We start from the raw sequence: 23,216 nt of genomic DNA on the forward strand, positions 1-23,216 counted from the left end.
GTCCGTCCTGCCTGCGTAAAGGGCGCTTTTGATGCTTTTTTTGCTGGCGGCTTGATGCCGACTGCTGGCGTGCGCCGTCAAGCCCGCCGCAAATGCCAGGCCTTGGGTCGCGTAAACGCCTGGATGCCGTAGGTGGACAGCGTCAGGCCCAGCCCCGAGTCGCCGCAGCCGCTCCACGGCAGGCGCGGACTGACCCGGTCGCAGCAGTTCCAGTACACGCTGCCGGCATTCACCTGCGCCAGCAACCGGCGGGCGCGCGCCTCGTCGGGCGTGAAGACGCCGCCGGTCAGGCCGTAGCGGCTGTCGTTCATCAAGGCCACCGCTTCGTCGTCGCCCGACACCTTCTGAATGCCGATGAGCGGGCCAAAACTTTCCTCGCGCATCAGTTCCATGGCGTGGCTGACGCCTGAAAACACCGTCGGCGCATACCAGTGGCCGGGACCGGGAAGGCGATGCCCACCGGTCAGCAAGGTGGCACCCCGAGCCAGTGCGTCGGCTGCCTGAGCATCGAGCACGTCACGTTGCGCCGCGCGGGTGAGGGGGCCGATGTAGGTGTCGTCACGCATCGGGTCGCCGACCCTGAAGCCCTTGACCGTGGACAGGAAAGCCTCGACGAACGCGTCGTGAATGCTGGCATGCGCGTAGATGCGCTCGACCGAGCAGCAGCTCTGGCCGGTGTTGTACATCGCGCCATCGGCCAGCGCGGCGGCGGCATGTTGAACATTCGCGTCGTCGCAGACATAGACCGGGTCCTTGCCGCCGAGTTCGAGTTGCAGCCTGACCAGGCGCGGCCCCAGCGCTTGGGCAATCTTCACGCCGGTGGCATGCGAGCCGGTGAAGAACAGGCCGTCGATGGGCTGGTCCAGCAGGGCAGCACCGACTTCGCCGCCACCGGTCAGCACGGCGAACACATCGCCTGGAACGCCCGCCGCATGCAGCAGGCGGGCGATGGCCAGGCCGGTCATGGCGGCGTATTCGGACGGCTTGTAAAGCACCGCATTGCCGGTCAGCAGCGCCGGGATGAAGACGTTGCCGCCGACAAACCAGGGGTAGTTCCAGGCCGAGATGTTCGCCACCACACCCAGCGGCAGGTGCTCGATCTGTTCCAGCATGCCGGCTTCGCTGAAGACCGTCTGCGTAGCCGTGGCAGTTCCGGTTTCGGCCAGGAAAAAGTCAATGCGGCCGAGCAAACCGTTCAGTTCGTTGCGCGACATGCTGATGGGCTTGCCGGTTTCGCTAGTCATGATGCGCGACAATGGCTCCAGTTCGGCCACGATGCCACCGCGAAAACGCTCGATGCATGCCTGTCGATCCGACAGCGGTCGCCGTGCCCACGCCGGCTGGGCGGCGCGCGCCCGGCTGGCCTTGGCGGCCACCGACATCGCATCGTCTGCCGGCAGTTCGGTGATCAGCGCGCCGGTGGCAGGGTTGTGGACGGCCAGCCGGTTCATGAGCCGGCGGCGCGGGCGATTTTGGCGGCGGCCACGGCGCCGAGGAAATCCTTCAGCACGGCACCGTCGTCGATCGTGTCCGAGCCGGACTTGTGGAATTCGGGATGCCACTGCAGCGCGGCAATATAGCTTTTGGCTGGGTCCTTGCGGCGTATCGCCTCGACGATGCCGTCGGTCACGCTGAAGGCCTCGGCTTCGAACTCGGGCGACAGGTCTTTGATGGCCTGGTGGTGGATGCTGTTGACACGCGCCCGCTCCACGCCGGGGTACAGCCGTGACAGCCGCGTGCCGGGAACGATGTCCACGCTGTGAAAGTTCAGGTCGTAGGTGTCGGCGTCGCGGTGCATGAAAGAGTCCGGTACCTGCGTCGTGATGTCCTGGTACAGCGTTCCGCCGAACGCCACGTTGAGCAGCTGCAGACCACGGCAGACGCCGAACACCGGCTTGCCCAGCCCCTCGAAGGCGGCGACCAGCGACTTGTCGTACTCGTCGCGCACCTTGTCGCCCGACCAGCGGTCTTCCAGCGGCGTTTCGCCATAGCTGCCCGGCCAGACGTCGGCGCCGCCGTGCAGCACCAGGCCGTCGAGCCACTGGGCGTAATGCGCATAGGTCACATCGCCGCGCTGGGTGCTGCCGGTGGGGCAGGGCACCATCACGACCATCGAGCCCGAGGACATCAGCCAGTGGGCTATCGACTGCTCGACATACTGCAGCGTCTTGTTGGAAAACATCGAGCGTGTGGGGTCGGCGTGGGAAAAGCACGCGGAAAGACCAATTTTCAAACGGCTGGAGGCGGGCATGATTTTTTCTTGGTTGAGAGGAGGAGGAAGGAATATTTTTTCTGGAATTCAGCAACGCGGCCACCAATCCGGGTGTCGGGCCGCGCTCACAGGGCGGCGTTGAACAAGGCTTCAAAATCGGCCGCGCTGCACGGCCGGGGGTTGGTCTGGTGGCAGATGTCGGCCGTGGCAATCTCGACCAGCCGGGGCAGCTGCGCCGGCTTGACGCCGTGGCCCGACAGGGTGCCGCCCAGGCCGATGCTGCTTTTCAGCTGCTGCAGCCAGGGCACCAGCGCGTCGCCGCCGCCCGAAAGGCCGCAAACATGCGCGAGTTCGTCGAACTTGGCCGGCGCCGCTTCCTGGTTCCAGGCCAGCACGGTGTCGATCATCAGCGCGTTCGCCAGGCCGTGGTGCATGTCGCAGACGGCACCCAGCGCATGCGCGCAGGAATGCACCGCGCCCAGGTCTTTCTGGAAGGCAATCGCGCCCATCATCGAGGCCATCATCATGTCGCTGCGCGCCTGCAGGTTGCCGGGCTCGCTGACGGCGGTGTGCAGCGCCCGCGCCGCGAGGCGCGTGCCTTCAAGCGCAATGCCGTCGCACAGCGGATGCCAGGCGGGCGACAGATAGCTTTCGATGTTGTGCGTCAGCGCGTCCATGCCGGTGGCGGCGGTGACCTGCGCCGGCAGGCCGAGCGTGAGTTCGGGGTCGGCAAACACCGCCCGGGCCAGCAGCCGGGGGCTGAACACCACGCGCTTGAGGTGCGTGTCGTCCTCGCTGATGACGCTGGAGCGGCCGACTTCCGAGCCGGTGCCTGCCGTGGTGGGCAGGGCGACGAAGTAGGGCAGTTCGCCTTCGATGGGCCGCACCTGTGGATGGTCCCAGGCGTAGTCCAGGATGTCGCCAGCGCCGGTGGCCGCCAGGCCAACGACCTTGGCCACGTCGAGCGCCGCGCCGCCGCCAAAGCCGATCACGCAGTCGGCCCGGTGCGCCTGGTAGGCGGCGCTGCCGGCGATCACCTGGCGCCGGGTCGGGTTGCCGAACACGCCGGCAAACACCTCCACTTGCAGGCCTTCCAGGTGCGTCAAAAATTCAGCCATCACCGGCAGCGCGGCCAGCGCCCGGTCGGTGACGACCAGCGGGCGCCTGAAGCCGGCCTGTAGCAGGTGCGCTGCCACCAGGCGGCGCGCGCCGGCGCCGAAATGGATGGGCGTGGGAAAGGAAAAGGTGGTGATGCTCATGAGGAGGGGAGTTGAAGAAACATGTGTTGTTTGCCAAAAGCGATGCCGTCCACCCGGATGGCATCCGGCTCGACGCCAAAGGCTGAGAAACCGGCTCGTGCGTACAGCGCGCAGGCGGCCCGGTTGCTGTCGGTCACCGTCAGGACGACGAGTTCCACGCTACAGGCCCGCGCGTCCTGCAGCACGGTGTTCACCAAGGCGCGGCCCAGGCCCCGGCCGGTGAATTCACCGGCCACATACATACTGACCAGCGCAGCCTTGTGGCGGTTTTTCACGCGTGTTTCGTGGCTCAGGCCGACCATGCCGGCCAGGGCGCCGTTGACAAAGGCACCCCAGATTTTTTCGGTCATCGGCGTGCCCAGCCGCCCCTGCGTGTAGGCCAGCGGGCGCAGGTTTTCTTCTTCAAAACTGGAGGTGAAGGCGTCGGGGTGTTCGCGCAGGCCGCGCAGGCGAAACGCCCGGTATTCGGGCGCATCCGCCATCTGCAGTCGCCGTATGTGCATATCCATATCCATATCCATGTTCACTTTGATTGGCATGCCTAGATGATCTCGAAATAGCGCTTCAGTTCCCAGTCGGTCACCGCATCGAGCCACTGGCGCCATTCCCATTCGCGCGTTGCGGCGAAGTGGTCGACAAACCCGTCGCCCAGCCAGTCGCGGGCAATTTCCGATTGTTTGAAGAGGTGCGTGGTTTCGATCAAGGTGCGCGGTGCGCGGGCGATGTTGTCAGCGCCCGCGTTGCTGCCGGTGATCGGCGGCGCGGTGAGCTTCAGGCCTTTTTCCACGCCGTCGAGCCCGGCGGCTATCACCGCCGCCATGGCCAGGTAGGGGTTCACGTCGGCGCCCGGGCAGCGGGTTTCCAGCCGCGTCGCTTTCGGGCTGCCGGCAATCACCCGGAAGCTGGCGGTGCGGTTGTCCAGGCCCCAGGTCGGCTTGACCGGCGCCCAGAAGCCATCGACCAGCCGCTTGTAGCTGTTGATGGTCGGCCAGAGCATCGGGCCGAAGTCCATCATGCAGGCGACCTGGCCGGCGACATAGCTTTCAAACAGCGGACTCATCCTGCGCGGGTTGCCGGCGTCGTAAAACAGGTTGCTTTTGCCGTCCGACAGGCTCTGGTGGATGTGGCCGCTGCAGCCTGGCAGCCTGGCGTGCGGCTTGGCCATGAAGCTGGGCATGATGCCAAAGCGCATGCCGATTTCCTTGGCCCCGGTCTTGAACAGGATGGCCCGGTCGGCCTGCGCCAGCGCCTCGCTGAAGCCCAGGGCCGCTTCCAGCACGCCCGGGCCGGTTTCGGTGTGCAGGCCTTCAATCGGAATGCCGAAGGCCGGCATCTCGTCCATCAGCGCCTTGAAATACTCGCGGTTGCGCATCATGCGCAGCAGCGAATAGCCAAACATGCCGGGCGTCAGCGGTTCGGGGTTCACGCCTTGCTTGGAGGCCCAGCTTTGCGGCGTTTCCAGGAAATTGAACCACTCGAATTCCATGCCGGTCATGACCGAGAAACCCATTTTTTCAGCGCGTTTGAGCACCCGCTTGAGCGTCTGACGCGGGCAGAGCGCGTGGGCCGAGCCGTCGGCATTGACGAATTCGCCGAGGAAAAAGGGTACGCCGTCGTCCCACGGTACATGGCGCAAGGTGTCCAGGTCGAGCCGCGCCAGCGCATCGGGAAAGCCGTGCGGCCCGCCGGTGCTGGCGGTGTTGTCGTAGCAGCTGTCCGTCATGTCCCAGCCCAGCACCACGTCGCAAAAGCCGAAGCCGCCGTCCGGATACGCCTCGGCCACGCCGAAGAACTTGTCCTTGTGCAGCAGCTTGCCGCGCAGCACGCCGTCGATGTCGCTGACCGCCACCTTGACCTTGCCCGCGCCCGACGCCTTGACCGCTTCCACGGCGGGATGAAGCCTGTGTTCCGATGCGGGTGTCTCCATGCTGAACTCCTTGCGGTGGGTCTGGTGGGCCGCCTGTCCGGCCCGGGTAAGCCAAGCTTGAAGTTTGCGCCTGCCAGCGCCCAGTGGGTATAGGACTAACGCCCGATGTGGCGCGGCTGCCAGGTCCGGTCTGAAGGAGGCCGCGCTTGCTCAAAGCACACAAAGGCTTACCGGCCAGGCTGTTCAACCAGGAGATGCCGACAGTATCATTTTTGCTATATAAAAAATAGCTGTATGTGCATGCGCAGCTTGCGCAAGAGCCTGTTTTATTCGTTTTTAGCGTTTGCCCGGCTTGACTCAGGCCATGCCGACAAACCGCAACGTCACGCGGGTGCCGGGCGAGTCCGGATGGCCCGGCAGGTCGGCGTCCTCGACCGTGATCGACGCGCCATGCTGCTGCGCGATTTCCTGCACGATGGCCAGGCCCAGGCCCGAGCCATCCACGTTGGTTCCCAGCGCACGGTAGAAGGGCTGGAACACCAGTTCGCGCTCCGACTCTGGAATGCCCGGCCCCGAGTCCTCGACGATCAGCACCAGAATGCCGCTGAAGCGGTCCACCATCAGCCGCACCGTGACATGGCCGCCCACCGGCGTGTAGTTGATGGCGTTGTCCACCAGGTTGCGCACCAGCTCGCCCAGCAGCGTCGCATTGCCTTGCAGATGGGTGGAGTCATCGCCGGCGTCCGGGCCGTCATAGCCCAGGTCGATGCGCTTGTCCAGTGCGCGCGGCACCGAGTCGGCCATGACGTCGGAGACGATTTTCACCAGGTCCACGCGCTGCTTGGCCAGCGCCCGGCCGGTGGTTTCGGCGCGTGCCAGCGCCAGCAGCTGGTTGACGGTGTGGGTGGCGCGGATGCTGGCCTGGCCGATGTGCCGCAGCGAACTCTTGAGCTGCTCGGCATCGGTTTCGCGCTGTGCCAGGTCGGCCTGCATGCGCAGCCCGGCCAGCGGCGTCTTGAGCTGGTGCGCGGCGTCGGCCAGGAAGCGCCGCTGGGTGGACAGCGACGCTTTGAGCCGGCTCAGCAGGTCGTTGACCGAATCGACCAGCGGCACGACTTCCTCGGGCACGCCGGTTTCATCAAGCGGGCTCATGTCGTCGGGCTTGCGGGCGCGGATGCGCTTTTCCAGCTGCGCCAGCGGCTTGATGCCGCGCACCAGCGCCAGCCATACCAGCAGCACCGCCAGCGGCAGCGTGACGAACTGCGGCACCATCGTGCCCTTGACGATCTCGGTGGCCAGCGTCTTGCGCTTTTCCAGCGTTTCGGCCACCTGCACCAGCACCGGCAGGGTGGCGGGCGTTGCGCCTTTGAGTTCCACCTTGATCCAGGTGTAGGCGACGCGAACCTCTTCGCCGAGGATGATGTCCTCGCGCAGCCGCACTTCGCCGTCGCCAGCCATTTCCTCGTCCGGCGGCGCGGGCATGGCATGTTCACCGCTCAGGTATTCGCCGCGCGTGCCCATCACCTGGTAATAAATCAGGTCGGTGTCGTCGGCCCGCAAAATCTCGCGCGCTGGTGCGGTCAGGTTGAACTGGACCTGGTTGTTCTTGACCACCAGCAGCTTGGCCAGAGCCTGCACGTTGTATTCGAGCGCCCGGTCGAAGGGCTTGCCGGCAATGTTTTGCGCCACCAGCCAGGTCAGTACCAGGCTGATAGGCCAGAGCAGCAACAGCGGCGTGAGCATCCAGTCCAGGATCTCGCCGAACAGGCTGCGCCGCTCGCGTTGAAAAAGCCTCAAGAAGGCCCCCACGGTCGCTCACTGCGTGTAGCTCCCTGCCCCACGAGGGGGCCGCCCGCCTGCAGTCCGGCAAAGCCGGCCCTGCGGCTTGAACTGGCGAAGGCGGATTCGAATGGCACGCTGGGCATGGCGTTGCAAGCAGGGGCCGCGGGACTGGCTTTGCCAGACCGCATGCGCAGTGGCCCCCCCGGGGGGCAGCGAACCACACGAAGTGGGGAGCGTGGGGGCACCATTTCTAGCCTGGGATTTTTTCTAGGCAGTAGCCCAGCCCGCGCACGGTGGCGATGCGCACCGGGCCTTTTTCGATCTTCTTGCGCAGCCGGTGGATATACACCTCGATGGCGTTGTTGCTGACTTCCTCGCCCCATTCGCACAGCCGCTCGACCAACTGGTCCTTGCTGACGAGGCGGCCGACGCGCTGCAGCAGCACCTCCAGCAGGCCGAGTTCGCGCGCCGACAGCTCGATCATCTGGCCGTCGAAGGTCGCCACCCGGCCGGCCTGGTCATAGATCAGCGGGCCGTGCTTGATGGTGCTGCTCGCGCCGCCCATGCCCCGGCGTACCAGCGCGCGCACCCGCGCCTCCAGCTCCTGCAGCGAAAACGGCTTGGCCATGTAATCGTCGGCGCCGTAGTCCAGCCCCTTGACGCGCTCCTCGACGCTGTCGGCTGCCGTCAGGATCAGCACCGGCAGCGTGGAGCCGCGTGCGCGCAGGCGCTTGAGCACCTCCAGGCCGTGCATTTTCGGCAGGCCCAGGTCCAGGATCAGCAGGTCGAATTCAGTGTTGGTGAGCAGGGCGGCATCGGCTTCGGTGCCGCTGGCCACATGGTCGGCGGCAGCGCCGGACGCGCGCAGCGTGCGCAGCAAGCCATCGGCCAGAACCTGGTCGTCTTCGGCAATCAAGATACGCATGGACTTGTCTCCCAGAAATCAGCCGCATCAAGGCGTGCGGAATGAAAGTTATTTTCCCTTCGGATTTTAGGCTTCGGGTGGGGGTATTTACCGGGTCGGCCCACAGATTGGCGCGGGCACGTTGCGGATGCGCCTGCACAGGCGCCGGGGCCGCTCAGGGACCGGCATAGGCTTCCAGGCCGAGCGCCACCACGGTCGCCACATCGTCGCCCACCGCCTGCCGGAATTCATCTTCGGCCTGCGCCACGGCGCAGCGAAAAGCCTCCAGCCACGCCAGGCCGGATTCGGTGAACACCACGCGCCGGGCGCGCCGGTCGTAGGGGTCGGCTTCGCGCCTGACGATGCCCCAGGCTTCGCACTGATCGACCAGGTCGCCCATGGCTTGTTTGCTCATGCCGGCACTGAGCGCCAGGTCGGTCAGGCGCGAGCCGCCCACGGCCAGGTGCCGCGTGATGTGGATGTGCGCCGCCCCGACCTGGTCGCGCGCCGCCAGGTTGGACAGCGCCAGCGGCACCTCGATGCTGCCGGCCATCAGCGCCAGCACCCGCGCGTCAAAACGGCGCAGCGCCTCGCCCATCAAGCGGCCCAGGTGCGTCAGCCGCCAGGTGGTGTCGTAGCCCGCATGGGCGCTTGAGAGGGTTGTTTCATCCATCCGGCCATGCTAACTGAGTCAGCATGATTTCATCAGGCAAACTGACTAAAAACAGGGTTTACTTTGACCTATGTTGCCCATAAAGTACTGTTCATGCACCCAGTACTGCAGCCAACAGCAGTCTGAAATTCTTGGTGAAAAAGGCGTGCAAAAACTTTTTACCCCGTTGATTTTTAAGGAAATTTGTCATGGACGCACCGAACAAGACCGCTCCCGGCCTGAACACCGAAAAAGCCAAGGCGCTGGCCGCCGCGCTGGCCCAGATTGAAAAACAATTTGGCAAAGGCACCATCATGAAGCTGGGCGCCGGCGAGGTGATTGAAGACATCCAGGTGGTGTCAACCGGCTCGCTGGGCCTCGATATTGCGCTGGGCGTCGGCGGCCTGCCGCGTGGCCGGGTGGTTGAAATCTACGGCCCCGAGTCGTCAGGCAAGACCACGCTGACGCTGCAGGTGATTGCCGAAATGCAGAAAATCGGCGGCACCTGCGCCTTCGTCGATGCCGAGCACGCGCTGGACATCCAGTACGCGCAAAAGCTCGGCGTCAACCTGCAGGAGTTGCTGATCTCGCAGCCCGACACCGGCGAGCAGGCGCTGGAAATCGTCGATTCGCTGACCCGCTCGGGCGCGGTGGACCTGATCGTCATCGACTCGGTGGCGGCACTCACGCCCAAGGCCGAACTCGAAGGCGAGATGGGCGACTCGCTGCCCGGCCTGCAGGCGCGTTTGATGAGCCAGGCGCTGCGCAAGCTGACCGCCACCATCAAGAAGGCCAACTGCATGGTGATCTTCATCAACCAGATCCGCATGAAGATTGGTGTGATGTTTGGCAGCCCGGAGACCACGACCGGCGGCAACGCGCTGAAGTTCTACGCCTCGGTGCGGCTGGACATCCGCCGCATCGGCTCGATCAAGAAGGGCGACGAGGTCATCGGCAATGAAACCCGCGTCAAGGTGGTGAAGAACAAGGTCGCCTCGCCGTTCAAGATGGCCGAGTTCGACATCCTGTATGGCGAGGGCATCAGCCGGCTGGGCGAAGTGCTCGACCTGGGTGTGGCTGGCCACATCGTTGAAAAAGCCGGTGCCTGGTATGCCTACAACGGCGAAAAAATCGGCCAGGGCCGCGACAACTCACGCGAATTCCTGAAGGAAAACCCGGCGCTGGCCATCGAGATCGAGAACAAGGTGCGCGAATCGCTGGGCATTCCGCCGGTCCAGGCTGCGCAAGGCAGCGCCGAACCTGAGAAAGCCGCCAAGCCCGAGAAAGCCGAAAAGGCGGAAAAGCCTTTGAAGGCGACTGCCGACAAAGCACTGATGGCGCCTTTGCCGCCGGTCGCGCCGATCGCGTCCTGAGCCGGTTTTACATGCCAAATCAGGCTTTTTCGCAGTCTCCACGGGCGCAAGCAGCTATTGAAAGCATAGCTGTCATGTGCGACGCAATAACGTCTTGCGCGGGAGCCGCCGCATGAACGAAGCCAAACCCGCCGTCCGCGCGGGCTTTGGCCTGTCGCTCAAGGGCCGCGCGCTGCGTTACCTGGCCGGCCGCGAACATTCGCGCGCCGAACTGGAACGCAAGCTGAAAGACCATGAGGAAACGCTGGGCCAGCTGGCGCAGGTGCTTGATGAGCTGCAGGCCAAGGATTTCATCAGCGAAGCGCGGGTTGTCGAATCGGTCATCAACCGTCGTTCCGGCCGGTTTGGTGCTTCACGCATCAAGTACGAGCTTCTGAACAAGGGGCTGGGCGCCGAAGCGGTGGCAGAGGCCGTCAATCGCCTCAAAAGCAGCGAACTCGAACGCGCCCAGGCCATCTGGCGCAAAAAGTTTGACGGGCCAGCGCCGGATGCCGCCGCCCGCGCCAAACAGATGCGCTTCCTGGCAGCCCGGGGCTTTGGCGGCGACGTGATTCGCCGCGTGGTGTCGCACGCTGGCGCCGACGAGGACTGACGAAGCCGCCCTGCAGGCCAGATTGGTGCAGTGTCATCCGGCATCCCCGCTTTTGACCGCAGCCCAGCAACCAGGAAACGTCGGCTTGGGCCGCGCCAAGCCGGCGCGTCACGCCTGGTCGGGCGCGGGCGGAATCAGCACGAACTTGCCGACATGGGTCTTGTCCAGAAACGCGCGTTGCGCCTGCGCGATCTGCGCCAGCGCAAAGCTTTGCGCCACCAGCGGCTGCAACTCGCCGCGCTCGATGTAGGACACCAGGTTGGCAAACACCGGCTCGTCCCAGGCCGTGCAGCCCAGCAGTGTGAGGTTTTTCAGGTAAAGCGTGCGCAGGTCCAGCGTCACCAGCGGACCGGCAATCGCACCCGACGAGACATAGCGGCCGCCGGGTTTGAGCAGCTTGAGCATGTCGCCAAATGCCGGCCCCGCGACGTTGTCCACCACCAGGTCCACCGTGTTCTCGCCCAGGCAGGCCACCAGGTCGTCATCGCGCGCCACCACGCGGTCGGCGCCCAGCGACTTCACGTGCGCCATCTTGGATTTTCCCGCAATGGCCGTGACGCTGGCGCCGCGCCGCCTGGCCAGTTGCACCACCGCCGAACCGACGCCGCCCGACGCGCCTGCCACCACCACCTGCTCGCCCGCGCGCAAATTGGCCCGGTGCAGCATGTTCTCGGCGGTGCCGTACGCACACGGGATGGTGGCCAGTTCGGCGTCGCTCCAGTCACTGTGGACCACAAACACCTCGCTGGCGGGTACCTTGACGAACTGCGCGAAGGCGCCGTCAAAGTCCGAACCCATCCAGAGGTTGTCCAGAGAGCCGAAGCCCGAGGGCCGCATGCTGGGGCGAACCAGCACGCGCTGACCGATCAGGCGCGCGTTGCCGCCCGGGGCGACGGCCACGACGCGGCCGCAGCAGTCGGTTCCCTGGATGAAGGGGAAGGGCGTGGGCTGACCCCAGCCGCCGTCAGGTATGGGGCTGGCGGCGTTGGCCTTCACCGCGGTTGCCGCGTCTTGCGTAGCCGTGGTGACTGCGGCCGAGTACCAGCCCAGTCGGGTGTTGATGTCGGTGTTGTTGACACTGGACGCCAGCACCTGCAGCAGTACCTCGCCCGGCCCCGGCACAGGAACCGGGACGTCCCGGTAGACCAGCTGCTCGTAACCGCCGTGGCCGGTGGTGACCACCGCCTTCATCGTGGGCTGGCTGGCTTTCAGGGCAAAGCGCTTGGGGTCTTGAGGTGTCATGACTGCCAGGGTTCAAAGCCCCAGCATCAGCTTGAGGTTCTGCACCGCCGCACCCGATGCGCCCTTGCCCAGGTTGTCCAGCCGCGCCACCAGCACCGCATGGTGGTAGCTGTCATTGCCAAACACCCGCAATTCCATCTTGTTCGTGTCCTTGAGCGCCAGTGCATCGAGCTTGCCCGATTCGGGCGCGGCTTCGACGGTCACCCATTCGCTGCCGGCATAGTGGCTGGACAATACGTCATGCAGATGCGCGGCGCTCGGCTGGTCGGGCAGCAGGTCCAGGTGCAGCGGCAACTGCACCAGCATGCCCTGGATGAAATTGCCCACCGAGGGAATGAACACCGGCCGACGGCGCATGCCGGTGTACTTCATGATTTCGGGCAGGTGCTTGTGTTCCAGGCTCAGGCCATACAGCTCGAACGCGGGTGCGGTGCCGGCTTCATAAGCCTCGATCATCTGGCGGCCGCCGCCGGAATAACCGCTGACCGCTGGCAGGCTCAGGGGAAAGTCGGCCGGCATCAGACCCGCATCGACCAGCGGCCGTATCAGCGCAATCGCGCCGGTGGCGTAACAACCCGGGTTGGCCACGCGGTCGGCTGCCATGACGGCTTCGCGCTGGCCTGCCATCAATTCGGGAAACCCGAACACCCAGCCTGGCGCCGTACGGTGCGCCGTGGAAGCGTCGATGATCTTCGGTTTTTTGCCCGGCAGCGAGTCGATCATGGCCACCGATTCACGTGCTGCATCGTCGTGCAGGCACAAGATCACCAGGTCCACCTGCGCCATCAGGTCGCGTTTGGCAGACGGGTCCTTGCGCAATTCGGCGGCAATGCTGACCAGTTCGATCTGCGGCATGGCCTGCAGACGCTCACGAATCTGCAGGCCGGTGGTGCCGGCTTCGCCGTCGATAAAAATTTTGGGCATAAATACTTTCAAGCTAAGACCACTGTTTCGCAGGGCCAATATTCAGGGTTCGGTTTCTCGTGCCTGTCTGTGTAAGAACCATATAAGTTTGGTGCGTCGCAGCATGATACAGTTCCGTGCTGCTGCCTGCAGTAAACGCTAACATGCTGGTTTTGCGCCGATATGGCCTGTTTTTCACTTCCCAACAGCCTTGCCCAGCTCCTGTTGCACCCCTCTTCTTACTGAATCCTGAAGGTTTTTCATGAAAATTCACGAGTACCAAGGCAAGGAAATCTTGCGCAATTTTGGTGTGCCAGTGCCGCGCGGCATTCCGGCGTTCACGGTGCAAGAGGCGGTGGAAGCCGCGCAAAAGCTCGGCGGCCCGGTGTGGGTGGTCAAGGCGCAGATCCATGCCGGCGGACGCGGCAAGGGCGGCGGCGTGAAGGTTGCCAAGACGATTGAAGACGTCAAGCGCATCGCCGGCGAAATCCTGGGCATGCAGCTCATCACGCACCAGACCGGCCCCGAAGGCCAGAAGGTCCGCCGCCTGTACATCGAGGACGGCGCCGACATCCAGAAGGAATACTACGTTTCCCTGGTGACTGACCGCGCCACGCAAAAGGTCGCCTTCATCGCGTCAAGCGAAGGCGGCATGGACATCGAGGAAGTGGCCCATTCCACGCCCGAGAAAATCATCACCGAGTTCATCGATCCCCTGACCGGTCTGGGCGAAGAACAAGCCACGAAGATCGCCAACGCCATCGGCTTGCCGGCAGAGTCCACCGCCCAGGCCGTGGACATCTTCCAGAAGCTCTACAAGTGCTACATGGACACCGACGCGTCGCTGGTCGAGATCAACCCGCTGAACCGCAACAGCAAGAACGAGCTGATGGCGCTGGATGCCAAGTTCAACTTTGACCCGAACGCGCTGTTCCGCCACGCCGACATCGTCGCCTACCGCGACCTGGACGAAGAAGACCCGGCTGAAGTCGAAGCCAGCAAGTTCGACCTGGCCTACATCAGCCTGGACGGCAACATCGGCTGCCTGGTCAATGGCGCCGGTCTGGCCATGGCCACCATGGACACCATCAAGCTGTTCGGCGGCGAGCCGGCCAACTTCCTGGACGTCGGCGGCGGCGCCACGGCCGAGAAAGTCACCGAAGCCTTCAAGATCATGCTCAAGAACCCGGAAGTCAAGGGCATCCTGGTCAACATCTTCGGCGGCATCATGAAGTGCGACACCATTGCCGACGGCATCATCGCCGCCTGCAAGGCCGTGAACCTGAGTGTGCCGCTGGTTGTGCGCATGAAGGGTACCAACGAAGACCTGGGCAAAAAGATGCTGGCCGACTCGGGCCTGCCGATCATTGCCGCAGACACCATGGCCGACGCGGCCACCAAAATCGTCGAAGCCGTATCGAAATAATTTTGCGGGACAGACCGCAGACTGCGCAGCAGTCCAGCTCTGTCCCCAACTGAACAGGTAACCCCATGTCGATCTACATCAACAAAAACACCAAAGTCATCACGCAAGGCATTACCGGCAAGACCGGTCAATTCCACACCCGCATGTGCCGTGACTACGCGAACGGCAAAGAAGCCTTTGTGGCGGGCGTGAACCCCAAGCGCGCCGGCGAAGACTTCGAAGGCATCCCGATTTTTGCCAACGTGAGCGAAGCGGCCAATGCCACTGGCGCGACCGTGTCGGTGATCTACGTGCCGCCTGCTGGTGCCGCCGCTGCCATCTGGGAAGCCGTCGAGGCCAACCTGGACCTGGCCATCTGCATCACCGAAGGCATCCCGGTCAAGGACATGCTCGAAGTGCGCAACCGCATGAAGGCCAAGGAAGCCGCTGGCGGCAAGCGCACGCTGCTGCTGGGCCCCAACTGCCCCGGCCTGATCACGCCTGAAGAGATCAAGATCGGCATCATGCCCGGCCACATCCACCGCAAGGGCCGCATCGGCGTCGTGTCGCGTTCAGGCACGCTGACCTATGAAGCCGTCGCACAACTGACCGAAATCGGCCTGGGCCAGTCCACAGCTGTCGGCATTGGCGGCGACCCGATCAATGGCCTCAAGCACATTGACGTGATGCGCGCCTTCAACGACGACCCGGACACCGACGCCGTCATCATGATTGGCGAAATCGGCGGCCCGGACGAAGCCGAAGCCGCTGAATGGTGCAAGCTCAACATGAAAAAACCCATCGTCGGCTTCATCGCCGGCGTGACGGCTCCAGCCGGCAAGCGCATGGGCCATGCCGGTGCCTTGATTTCTGGCGGTGCCGACACGGCCGATGCCAAGCTGGCCATCATGGAAGCCTGCGGCTTCACCATCACGCGCAATCCGTCGGAAATGGCAAAGCTGCTCAAAGCTTTGCTGTAAACAGGCGCGCGCACCCGCAGGGTATGGCGCAAGCTGACGCAGACTGCGGTTAGCCACAATAGAAAGGCCGGTTGTCATCGTTGACAATCGGTCTTTTTCATTTCTCAAGAGGTTTCCATGGAAGAGTTCATGACGGCCAGCTTCTGGCTGGCAGTGGGGCAGATCATCATGATCGACATTCTGCTGGGGGGCGACAACGCCGTGGTCATAGCTCTGGCCTGCCGAAACCTTCCCGCCCAGCAACGCACCAAGGGCATCATTTACGGGACGGCCGGTGCCATCGTCCTGCGGGTGATCCTGATTGCCTTCGCGCTGGCGCTGCTGTCCATTCCCTACCTGAAGATCGTCGGCGCCCTTTTGCTGCTGTGGATAGGCGTAAAGCTGCTGGTCCCGGAAGATGAAGGTGAACACAACATCAACTCCAGCGACAAGCTCTGGGGCGCGGTCAAGACCGTCATCATTGCCGACCTGGTCATGAGCGTGGACAACGTGCTGGCAATTGCCGGCGCGGCGCAGGGTGCGCATCAGGAGCACCAGCTGGCACTGGTGATTTTTGGCCTGCTGGTGAGCATTCCCATCATCATAGGAGGCAGCCAGCTCGTGCTGAAGCTGATGGAACGCTTTCCGGTTGTCATCACCCTGGGCGCCATGCTGCTCGGCTGGATTGCCGGCCAGATGGCTTACACCGATCCGGCCTTCAAGCCTTACCTGCCCGAAGGCGCGTACTGGGGGTATGCCGTGGCCGCTGCCGGCGCGCTGCTGGTGCTGGTGATGGGCAAGGTGATACAGGCCGGCAGAAAGCCGGCTGGCGCGGGCTGAAAACTGCGCATTAATTCCTTGTTACATGCTTGAGCGTCTGTTAACGTGCAGCCGAGACTGGCGGGACACGGCCGGTTTATTAAGGCACCGCCGGTTGGATCAATGCATTCGACAGGGCAAGCCGATCCAACAGAAGTCATGCCCGGCATCCCATGATGTATGAAATCTTCGCGCAAACCGACCAGGGCCTGGTGCGCAAAAACAATGAAGATGCTCTGGCGTTTGATCCGAAGACCGGCCTGTGCCTGCTGGCAGACGGCATGGGCGGCTACAACGCCGGCGAGGTGGCCAGCAGCATGGCGGTCGCCTTTCTCAGCCAGGCGCTGACGGCGTGGCTGTCGCAGGCCGGCAACCGGGCATCCAGCAAGGATCTGCGCCGCACGATGGAAACCTGCATCAACCAGGTCAACCATTCGATTTTCAGCGCCGGCTCGTCCAATCCTGACCAGGCCGGCATGGGCACCACACTGGTGGCAGGTGTTTTTCTGGAAACCCGGCTGGTGCTCGGCCATATCGGCGACTCCCGCTGCTACCGGCTGCGCGGCGGTGTGCTGCAGCAAATCACCAAAGACCATTCGCTGCTGCAGGAGCAGGTGGACGCAGGGCTGATGACGGCCGCGCAAGCCCTGATGTCGCCGCACCGCAACCTGATCACCCGCGCCCTGGGCGTCGAGGATGCGGTTTCAGCCGAAATAAACGATTACCGGGTCGAGCCGGGCGATCTGTACCTGATGTGTTCCGACGGCCTGACGGACATGGTCATGGACCCCGTGATCGAAGCCATCCTGAATGTCCCCGGCGCCTTGGCGCAAAAAGCAGCGGCGCTGATCCGGGTGGCCAACGACAGCGGCGGACGCGACAATATCTCGGTCCTGCTGGTGCAGGCCTCGGAAGACGATTCCCGGCGCGGCCTGCTGTCCAGAATGCTGGGAAAATAGCGCCGTGATGAAAAAATTCAAAACTCGGAGGAACCGGCAATGCCGAAAATGATCATTTCCCTGGACGGGGCCGTCCTGAAGGAAGTCCAGTTGACGAAAGACCGCACGTCGCTGGGCCGCCGGCCTTACAACGACATCGTGATCGACAACATGGCCGTGAGCGGCGAACATGCAGTGGTTCAGATGTCAGGCGCCGAAGGCTACATCGAAGACCTCAACAGCACCAACGGCACGTACGTCAACGGCAAGACCGTCAAGAAGCAGCAGCTGCACCACGGCGACACGGTCGAAATCGGCAAGTACAAGCTCCAGTATGTCGACGAGGCCAACGCCGGTGAAAGCGCCGTCAATGGCACCATCAAGGTGATGTCGGGCGCCGCTGCCGGCCGTGAAATGGCGCTCGTCAAGCCCGTGACCACCTTGGGCAAGGCCGGCGTGTCCATCGCCACCATCACCCGGGGCGTCCGGGGTTTTGCGCTGGCGCATGTCGAAGGCGACACACCGCCCCGTGTGAACGGTACAGCGGTCGGCCGGGAAGGCGTGGCCCTCAGGGATGGCGATCAGCTGGAACTGGCCGGAACGCAGATGCAGTTCGTGCAGCGTTGAGGCGCAGGCTGGAGCGCTGCCTTGCGGCCTTGTGCCGCTTTCCATCTCCAACGCGGAACTCCGCAAATTCCATTTGCAACTGTGTCGGCCAGCGCTGAACGGTTGCGTTCAACTGAACAATGCGCCGTGAGGCAAAGCCTTGCCCTTTCGGAATAGTCCCTTCTACCTTGCGATCAAGGGATGATTTTTTGCGGTTGGGCAAGATCACTGTCCAGATGTGTACCTATTTAAAGGTATCAACGGACAGTTTTTTGCAACACTCTTGTCAATTTTGAATTGGCAGTGACAAAAATGTCGCTGCCAATATCAAAATATATCAAAAAAGTAACTATTTCTTCGATTTTTCAAGAATTGTGCTGGAGTTGCCTAGATAAAGTGACTTTTTGCAACCTGGCACACAATCTGCAATAGTTTCTTCGCAAGTTTTTTTCAACCAAGGAGTTTTTCATGAAGCGTTCTATGCAAATGGTTCAAAAGGGTTTCACCCTGATCGAGTTGATGATTGTTGTGGCGATCATTGGTATTTTGGCGGCTGTGGCTTTGCCGGCTTATCAGGATTACACGGTGCGAGCCCGAGTTTCGGAGGGTATGGGATTTATCGCTGATGCAAAATTGGTTGCCAACGAGAACGCTACAGGCGGTGGATCTGGATACGCTTCTGGCTACGGAACTACAGCTGCAACCGGAATTGCAGATGGCACACTGACCGTTGCAAGCAAGAACGTTGCAAACGTAGTAATTACCGGTCTGACTGGTGTTATCACGATGACAACTACAGCTAATGCTGGTGCTGGCTCAATCATCGTATCCCCTTACACAGGCGGTAGTGATGTGTATGGCACAGGTGGTACAGCATTAGCAGCTCCCACGGCTACAACTCCAGTTCCTTTGCCTACAGCGCAAGTTAAATGGCGTTGCAAGGCAGCTGGCGCTGCTGGCTTCGGAACAGCTGGTTCGCTTCTGGCAAAGTATGCTCCAGGTGAGTGCCGGTAATATCAATGTCTTCTAGAAGAGCGCTTCGGCGCTCTTTTTTTTACTAAAAATCAGCAATTGCCTTCTTTTTTGATTTTTTGAAGACATGAATTTTCCTTTCCGTTTGCGCCTTGCCTTCAAAGCGGCCATTTGGCATCTAATGTGCAGTGTCGGCATGGCTTTGCTGGCCGCTGCCGTGGTGTTCGGCCTGTGGTATCCCTTTCCCTATCGCGACCTGTCGGGCGGACGCGAACTGTTTTTCTTGGTGGTGACAGTCGATGTGATTTGCGGCCCGCTGCTGACGCTGGTAGTGTTCAACCCCTCCAAGCCACTCGCAGAACTGTGGCGCGATCTGGCGCTGATTGCACTCTTGCAACTGGCTGCCCTGGGCTATGGAATGCATACCGTATGGCAAGTCCGCCCGTTGTTCCTAGTTCAGGAAATTGACCGCTTCAAAGTCATCGCTACACCATTACTTGACAGCGCTGCCGTTGCCGCCTTGCCCGCCGCCTTGCAGCCGCATTGGTTGGATGGCCCGCAAACCGTAGCCATCCGCGAGCCCAAAAATGCTTCAGAGCGCAATAAAGTCTTGTTTGAATCTATCCAAGGCGGACGTGATTATGGCGAGCGGCCCGAGTTTTACCTTCCTTACGAAGGCGAGGCAGCGCTCAAGTCTCTTAAACGCGCCAAGCCCCTGCCAGTGTTCCTGGAAAAACACCCCGACCAGCAAGACGCTGCCCGCAAGCTGGCGCTGGAAAAAAGCGTGGACCTGAAAGAATGGTTTTTCCTGCCGGTCATTGCCCGCCAGGACTGGATCGCCGTGCTCGACAAGCAGGGCCAGATCCAGGGGTTCCTGCGCGGTGACGGGTTTTAAGGGCGTTAGTTTACTAAACGGTTTGGACTGGCCGCAGGGACGAGCTGGGCAGTACAGCCTTTTCATCAAGAACTGATGAACCGCTAGTAAATTGGAGAATTCGTTTCTCTCCATCGAGTGACGCCTTACTATCCAGCGTTTACCCAAAGCCCTCCGGTTCTTTATCTGCTGTCACTTTTGAAAAATCAGTATCTGCAGAATTGCATTCTGGCCGCATTCCTGCTCCTGCCCTGGCTCAGTCCCTACACCGCCGGCCCCACGCCCAATGTCTGGCCGTGGTTGCTGTCGGCGCTGTGCTCAGTTTTTCTGTGGCTGTTCCGGCGCCGGCTCGATCCCGGGCTGGTGACGCTGGCCTGGGTGCTGGCCGCCGTCGTCAGCGCGCTGATCGGTCTGGTGCAGTACTTCGGCCTGGCGCCGGCCCTGAGCCCCTGGATCAACCAGCCGCAGGCAGGCGAAGCCTATGCCAACCTGCGCCAGCGCAACCAGTTCGCCACGCTGACGAGCATTGGCCTGGCTGCGCTGATCGGCTGGCTGGCGCTGCGGGAAAAGCTTGCTGAACAGCAGCAGATGCAGGGTTGGCTGATGCCGTGGTGGGCTTATGGGTTCGCCTTGCTGCTGGCGCTGGGCAATGCCGCCAGCAGTTCGCGCACCGGCCTGCTGCAATGGGGGCTGATCGCCTTGCTCTGTGCCTGGTGGTTTCTGCCCCGCCGGCGGCACCTGCTGGTGTTTGCCGTGCAGGCCGTGCTGGCGTACGGCCTGGCTGTGCTCCTGCTGCCCTGGCTGCTGGCGCTGGCCACCGGGATGCAAAGTGGCGGCCTGTTTGGCCGGCTGGTCGATTCGACGGGCTGCTCCAGCCGCAAGATCCTCTGGTCCAACGTGCTGACGCTGATTGCCGACAAGCCCTGGCTGGGCTGGGGCTGGGGCCAACTGGACTATGCGCACTTCATCACCCTGTACGCCGGTCCGCGCTTTTGCGAAATCCTGGACAACGCGCACAACCTGCCGCTGCAGCTGGCGGTGGAACTGGGCATTCCGGCGGCCGTGGTGATTTGCGGTGTGCTGGGCTGGCTGACGTGGCGCGCCCGGCCCTGGCGTGAAACCAATCCGCTGCGCCAGATGGCCTGGGCGGTGCTGGCTGTCATTGGCCTGCACAGCTTGCTTGAATACCCGTTGTGGTACGGGCCGTTCCAGATGACCGCCGTGCTGGCGGCCTGGTTGCTGTTCGCCTCGCGAGAGGCAAAGCCCGGCTTGAACCAGGCATTTTCCTCAAAATTCAAGCAAAATAGCCTGTTTTCGCACTATCTGCGGGCACTTATAGCTATTATTATGATAGTGACTCTGGCCGCTGTGGCGGTCAGCTACTACCGGGTCAGCCAGATTTACCTGCCGCCTGACAAGCGCAGCGCCGCCTACCGCGAAGGTACGCTGGCCAAGGTGCAGGGCAGCTGGATGTTCCGGGAACAGGCGCGCTTTGCCTACCTGAGCATCACACCGCTCACGCCTGACAATGCCGCCGCCCTGCATGCCATGGCGATTGAATTGCTCCACTATTCGCCCGAGCCCCGCGTGATTGAAAAGGTGATTGAAAGTGCGGTGATGCTGGGGCGCAATGACGAGGCGCTGTATTACCTGCTGCGCTACCGGGCTGCTTTTCCGAAGGAGCATGCGCGCTGGGTCCGGCAAAACGCTGCGCCGCTGGCGTCCGGCACGCAGGGCTGGCCCCAAGCCGTCTTGATGCTGGAACCGGCCTTCCTGCCGTTTCCAGGCCCGGGAGCGCGGCGAGCGGTTTGATCTGCATGTGGCGCTGGCATGGCGAGCGGCATGGCATGCCTCATGCGCTGCAAAAGGTTGTAAATCGTTGCATGGCATAAAGGGAAAGTTCTGCATCAAAGTGTGACTTGTGCATTTGCTGGCTTGCCAGCCGCGCTATGGTTCGGACATGACTATTGATAAGCGTCAGGGGGCAGTTTTTGCGTCGGGGGTATTGCTCGGTGCTGCGGCTGTCGCCGGAGCCTGGAAAAAACGTGGCCCTGTCCCACCGCAAGCGCCTGAAGCCCTGAAAACACGCGTTCCCTTGCCTCGGCCTGAGCCCGGAAAGCTGGAAGCAAGCGCCAGGAATCCCCGGTTTGTGGCCGAGCCACCGAAGGAAGATGTATCGCCGTTGCAGGCGGCAGCACCCGAGACTGTAAGCGGACCAAAAAAAGCCAGGCTCGCGCCACGGCAGCCCTTGCCTGATCCTCCGGCAACGGGTGCTCCGTCGCTGCAGACGGCAGCACCAACGCCACGGCAGCTCAAGGTGTTCATCTCGGGCAGCGTGCTGGCTGCCGCAGCCATCGCCGGCGCATGGCTGCTGCTGGACCCCTTGGGGTTACCCATGCCTGGCCAAGCGGTAACAACGGCGTCTGCTTCGGCGCCGCAGGCTTCCGGGCCGGTCACGAGCTGTCCGCTGGTGCCGGCAACGGCCGTGGCTGGCAGCCAGGACGGGCGGTTTCCTTTCCAGCCTGACGTGCCCGGCCTGACGGCGACGGACATGGCGTCGTTTATGGTGATGGGCAAGGATGCCGCTGCGTCCCGCCGTCCGCGCGACGCCGAGGTGGCTTTCCTGATGTCGTGCCGCCTGGCCGACAAGCTCAAGGGCACGGATTCGGTCGAGTCGGCCGATGGCAAATACCTGCTGGGCGGGCATTATGCCCAGCTGGCGCTGGGGGCAGGTTCTGCCCCTGACGCCAGCCGGCCGGAGTTGCTCAGGCGCGCCGAATTCCTTTATGTGGACAGCCTGCGCATTTATTCCGCCGCTTACGGCCAGGCCGATGAGCGTTCGCGGTCTGCGGCCGACGGGCTGGCGGCGGTGCGCCAGACGCAGGCGCAGGCGCCAGCAGCGCAGCCCGCGCACGCACCTGAACAAGCGCATCAAGCCACAGCGTTGGCCATTCTGGGGCTGGAGAGCGCTCCAGCGTCTTCCCCGGTGCCCGTTGCCAGCCCCCCAGTGCGCAAGGTCGAGGTCGCCAAAGCCGCCTTGCCCGCATCCGAAGCGCCACAGGATGAACGCCCGGGAATGCGTTCGGATGCCAGTTTTGATTGCAGCAGGGCGCGCTCGGCGCCCGAAAAGATGATTTGCTCGGATGCCGAGCTTTTTCAGCTCAACCATGAAGTCGGCCGGGTGTACGCGCGCGCAAAAAATGCCACCGCCGACCGCGCAGCCTTCCGGCGCCAGAATGATGTGGAAGCGCGCAGGCGCGAATCGATTTGCCGGGATCGCGGCTGCCTGCAGCGCTGGTATGCCTACCGGCGTGACCAGCTGCTGAACGAAATCGAAGGGCACACGCCGTCGCGCTCCATGACCTGGCGCTAGGACAAATCCCATGAAAATGCCCGCCGTGCAGGCGATGCGGTCGATGGCGTGGAATGATCAACAACGAAAGGGAGCACGAGATGACCAAACTGATGACCGTGGCCGGCCTGGCGGCCTTTTTCCTGTCGGGCTGCGCAGCGCCTGGCTTTTCTGCTTCCAGCGCGCAGTCCACGGCGGCCCCGGCTCCGACCAATCTGTCGCTGGAAGGTCAGTCCCGGGTGATTCGCTCCAAGATTGTCGAGCTCAAGAAAGAGGTCATGGTGTTTGAGGTGATGCTGACCGATGTCGAGCGAAGGGCGGCCATGTCCCAGATTTCGCTGTCGAGCTTCCCGAACACCGAAGTGGTCCAGGGTGCCAGCGTGGCGCCTGCCCGCAGCGAAGCCGACCGGCTTTCAGTCACGGTCAGGCCCGCGCCTGCGTCTGCGGCCAAACCCGGCGATAACACCAACGGCAAGGCGCCGCAGAAATAAGCAGGAACAAGGAA

The 23,216-nt window shown here is 62.8% G+C and carries 22 protein-coding genes; 12 read left to right on the forward strand and 10 right to left on the reverse strand.

The window, feature by feature from the left end; all coding sequences use genetic code 11:
• Nucleotides 1-77 precede the first annotated feature (77 nt).
• From GZ092_RS07340 to GZ092_RS07375, 8 genes are all read right to left on the reverse strand, one after another.
• Complete coding sequence (locus GZ092_RS07340) at nt 78-1,451, reverse strand: aldehyde dehydrogenase family protein (RefSeq protein ID WP_293635740.1); 1,374 nt, start codon at nt 1,449-1,451, stop codon at nt 78-80.
• The gene (locus GZ092_RS07345) at nt 1,448-2,251 is read right to left on the reverse strand and encodes a type 1 glutamine amidotransferase (protein WP_293635741.1); all 804 of its coding nucleotides are present in this window, start codon (nt 2,249-2,251) and stop codon (nt 1,448-1,450) included. Before GZ092_RS07345 ends, GZ092_RS07340 begins: the two co-directional genes overlap by 4 nt.
• An 86-nt stretch (nt 2,252-2,337) precedes the next feature.
• Nucleotides 2,338-3,471 (reverse strand): iron-containing alcohol dehydrogenase, encoded by a 1,134-nt coding sequence (locus GZ092_RS07350; RefSeq protein WP_293635742.1) that lies wholly within the window; start codon nt 3,469-3,471, stop codon nt 2,338-2,340.
• A complete protein-coding gene (locus GZ092_RS07355; RefSeq protein WP_293635743.1) occupies nt 3,468-3,980 on the reverse strand; it encodes a GNAT family N-acetyltransferase in 513 nt (170 codons plus the stop codon). The genes GZ092_RS07350 and GZ092_RS07355 overlap by 4 nt, the downstream gene beginning before the upstream one ends.
• Before the next feature lie 32 nt (nt 3,981-4,012).
• Complete coding sequence (locus tag GZ092_RS07360) at nt 4,013-5,398, reverse strand: glutamine synthetase family protein (RefSeq protein ID WP_293635744.1); 1,386 nt, start codon at nt 5,396-5,398, stop codon at nt 4,013-4,015.
• A gap of 297 nt (nt 5,399-5,695) precedes the next feature.
• On the reverse strand, nt 5,696-7,135 hold the full coding sequence (locus GZ092_RS07365; RefSeq protein WP_293635745.1) for a sensor histidine kinase: 1,440 nt from the start codon (nt 7,133-7,135) through the stop codon (nt 5,696-5,698).
• 235 nt (nt 7,136-7,370) lie between these two features.
• Nucleotides 7,371-8,045: a response regulator transcription factor gene (locus GZ092_RS07370; RefSeq protein ID WP_293635746.1), complete on the reverse strand. Its 675-nt coding sequence runs from the start codon at nt 8,043-8,045 to the stop codon at nt 7,371-7,373.
• Nucleotides 8,046-8,199: 154 nt separating this feature from the next.
• Complete coding sequence (locus tag GZ092_RS07375; protein ID WP_293635747.1) at nt 8,200-8,697, reverse strand: MarR family winged helix-turn-helix transcriptional regulator; 498 nt, start codon at nt 8,695-8,697, stop codon at nt 8,200-8,202.
• A gap of 188 nt (nt 8,698-8,885) precedes the next feature.
• Between GZ092_RS07375 and recA the strand changes: the two genes are divergently transcribed.
• Both recA and recX read left to right on the forward strand, forming a co-directional pair.
• Nucleotides 8,886-10,049: a recombinase RecA gene (gene recA, locus GZ092_RS07380; protein ID WP_293635748.1), complete on the forward strand. Its 1,164-nt coding sequence runs from the start codon at nt 8,886-8,888 to the stop codon at nt 10,047-10,049.
• A gap of 112 nt (nt 10,050-10,161) precedes the next feature.
• Entirely contained in the window at nt 10,162-10,641 is a 480-nt protein-coding gene (gene recX, locus GZ092_RS07385) for a recombination regulator RecX (protein ID WP_293635749.1), read from the forward strand.
• A 108-nt stretch (nt 10,642-10,749) separates the two neighbouring features.
• Here the strand turns inward: recX and GZ092_RS07390 are convergent, their stop codons facing one another.
• Nucleotides 10,750-11,883 (reverse strand): alcohol dehydrogenase family protein, encoded by a 1,134-nt coding sequence (locus GZ092_RS07390; RefSeq protein WP_293635750.1) that lies wholly within the window; start codon nt 11,881-11,883, stop codon nt 10,750-10,752.
• 12 nt (nt 11,884-11,895) lie between these two features.
• Nucleotides 11,896-12,807 (reverse strand): N-acetyl-gamma-glutamyl-phosphate reductase, encoded by a 912-nt coding sequence (argC, locus tag GZ092_RS07395; RefSeq protein WP_293635751.1) that lies wholly within the window; start codon nt 12,805-12,807, stop codon nt 11,896-11,898.
• A 241-nt stretch (nt 12,808-13,048) separates the two neighbouring features.
• Between argC and sucC the strand changes: the two genes are divergently transcribed.
• From sucC to GZ092_RS07445, 10 genes are all read left to right on the forward strand, one after another.
• Complete coding sequence (gene sucC, locus GZ092_RS07400; protein ID WP_293635752.1) at nt 13,049-14,212, forward strand: ADP-forming succinate--CoA ligase subunit beta; 1,164 nt, start codon at nt 13,049-13,051, stop codon at nt 14,210-14,212.
• A 65-nt stretch (nt 14,213-14,277) separates the two neighbouring features.
• Nucleotides 14,278-15,171: a succinate--CoA ligase subunit alpha gene (sucD, locus tag GZ092_RS07405; protein ID WP_293635753.1), complete on the forward strand. Its 894-nt coding sequence runs from the start codon at nt 14,278-14,280 to the stop codon at nt 15,169-15,171.
• A gap of 117 nt (nt 15,172-15,288) precedes the next feature.
• A complete protein-coding gene (locus GZ092_RS07410) occupies nt 15,289-15,990 on the forward strand; it encodes a TerC family protein (RefSeq protein ID WP_293635754.1) in 702 nt (233 codons plus the stop codon).
• Nucleotides 15,991-16,142: 152 nt separating this feature from the next.
• The gene (locus tag GZ092_RS07415; RefSeq protein ID WP_293635755.1) at nt 16,143-16,928 is read left to right on the forward strand and encodes a Stp1/IreP family PP2C-type Ser/Thr phosphatase; all 786 of its coding nucleotides are present in this window, start codon (nt 16,143-16,145) and stop codon (nt 16,926-16,928) included.
• 39 nt (nt 16,929-16,967) lie between these two features.
• On the forward strand, nt 16,968-17,534 hold the full coding sequence (locus GZ092_RS07420; RefSeq protein WP_293635756.1) for an FHA domain-containing protein: 567 nt from the start codon (nt 16,968-16,970) through the stop codon (nt 17,532-17,534).
• Between the two features lie 447 nt (nt 17,535-17,981).
• The gene (locus tag GZ092_RS07425; RefSeq protein ID WP_293635757.1) at nt 17,982-18,527 is read left to right on the forward strand and encodes a pilin; all 546 of its coding nucleotides are present in this window, start codon (nt 17,982-17,984) and stop codon (nt 18,525-18,527) included.
• Nucleotides 18,528-18,612: 85 nt separating this feature from the next.
• Nucleotides 18,613-19,380, forward strand: a complete 768-nt coding sequence (tfpZ, locus tag GZ092_RS07430; RefSeq protein WP_293635758.1) for a TfpX/TfpZ family type IV pilin accessory protein — start codon at nt 18,613-18,615, stop codon at nt 19,378-19,380.
• A 177-nt stretch (nt 19,381-19,557) separates the two neighbouring features.
• Nucleotides 19,558-21,171 (forward strand): Wzy polymerase domain-containing protein, encoded by a 1,614-nt coding sequence (locus GZ092_RS07435; protein WP_293635759.1) that lies wholly within the window; start codon nt 19,558-19,560, stop codon nt 21,169-21,171.
• Between the two features lie 436 nt (nt 21,172-21,607).
• A complete protein-coding gene (locus GZ092_RS07440; protein ID WP_293635760.1) occupies nt 21,608-22,732 on the forward strand; it encodes a hypothetical protein in 1,125 nt (374 codons plus the stop codon).
• Between the two features lie 80 nt (nt 22,733-22,812).
• Nucleotides 22,813-23,202 (forward strand): hypothetical protein, encoded by a 390-nt coding sequence (locus tag GZ092_RS07445; protein WP_293635761.1) that lies wholly within the window; start codon nt 22,813-22,815, stop codon nt 23,200-23,202.
• The last annotated feature ends 14 nt before the right edge of the window (nt 23,203-23,216 follow it).

The sequence above is a fragment of the Polaromonas sp. genome (genome assembly GCF_010365105.1).
Taxonomy (GTDB): Bacteria; Pseudomonadota; Gammaproteobacteria; order Burkholderiales; family Burkholderiaceae_C; genus Polaromonas.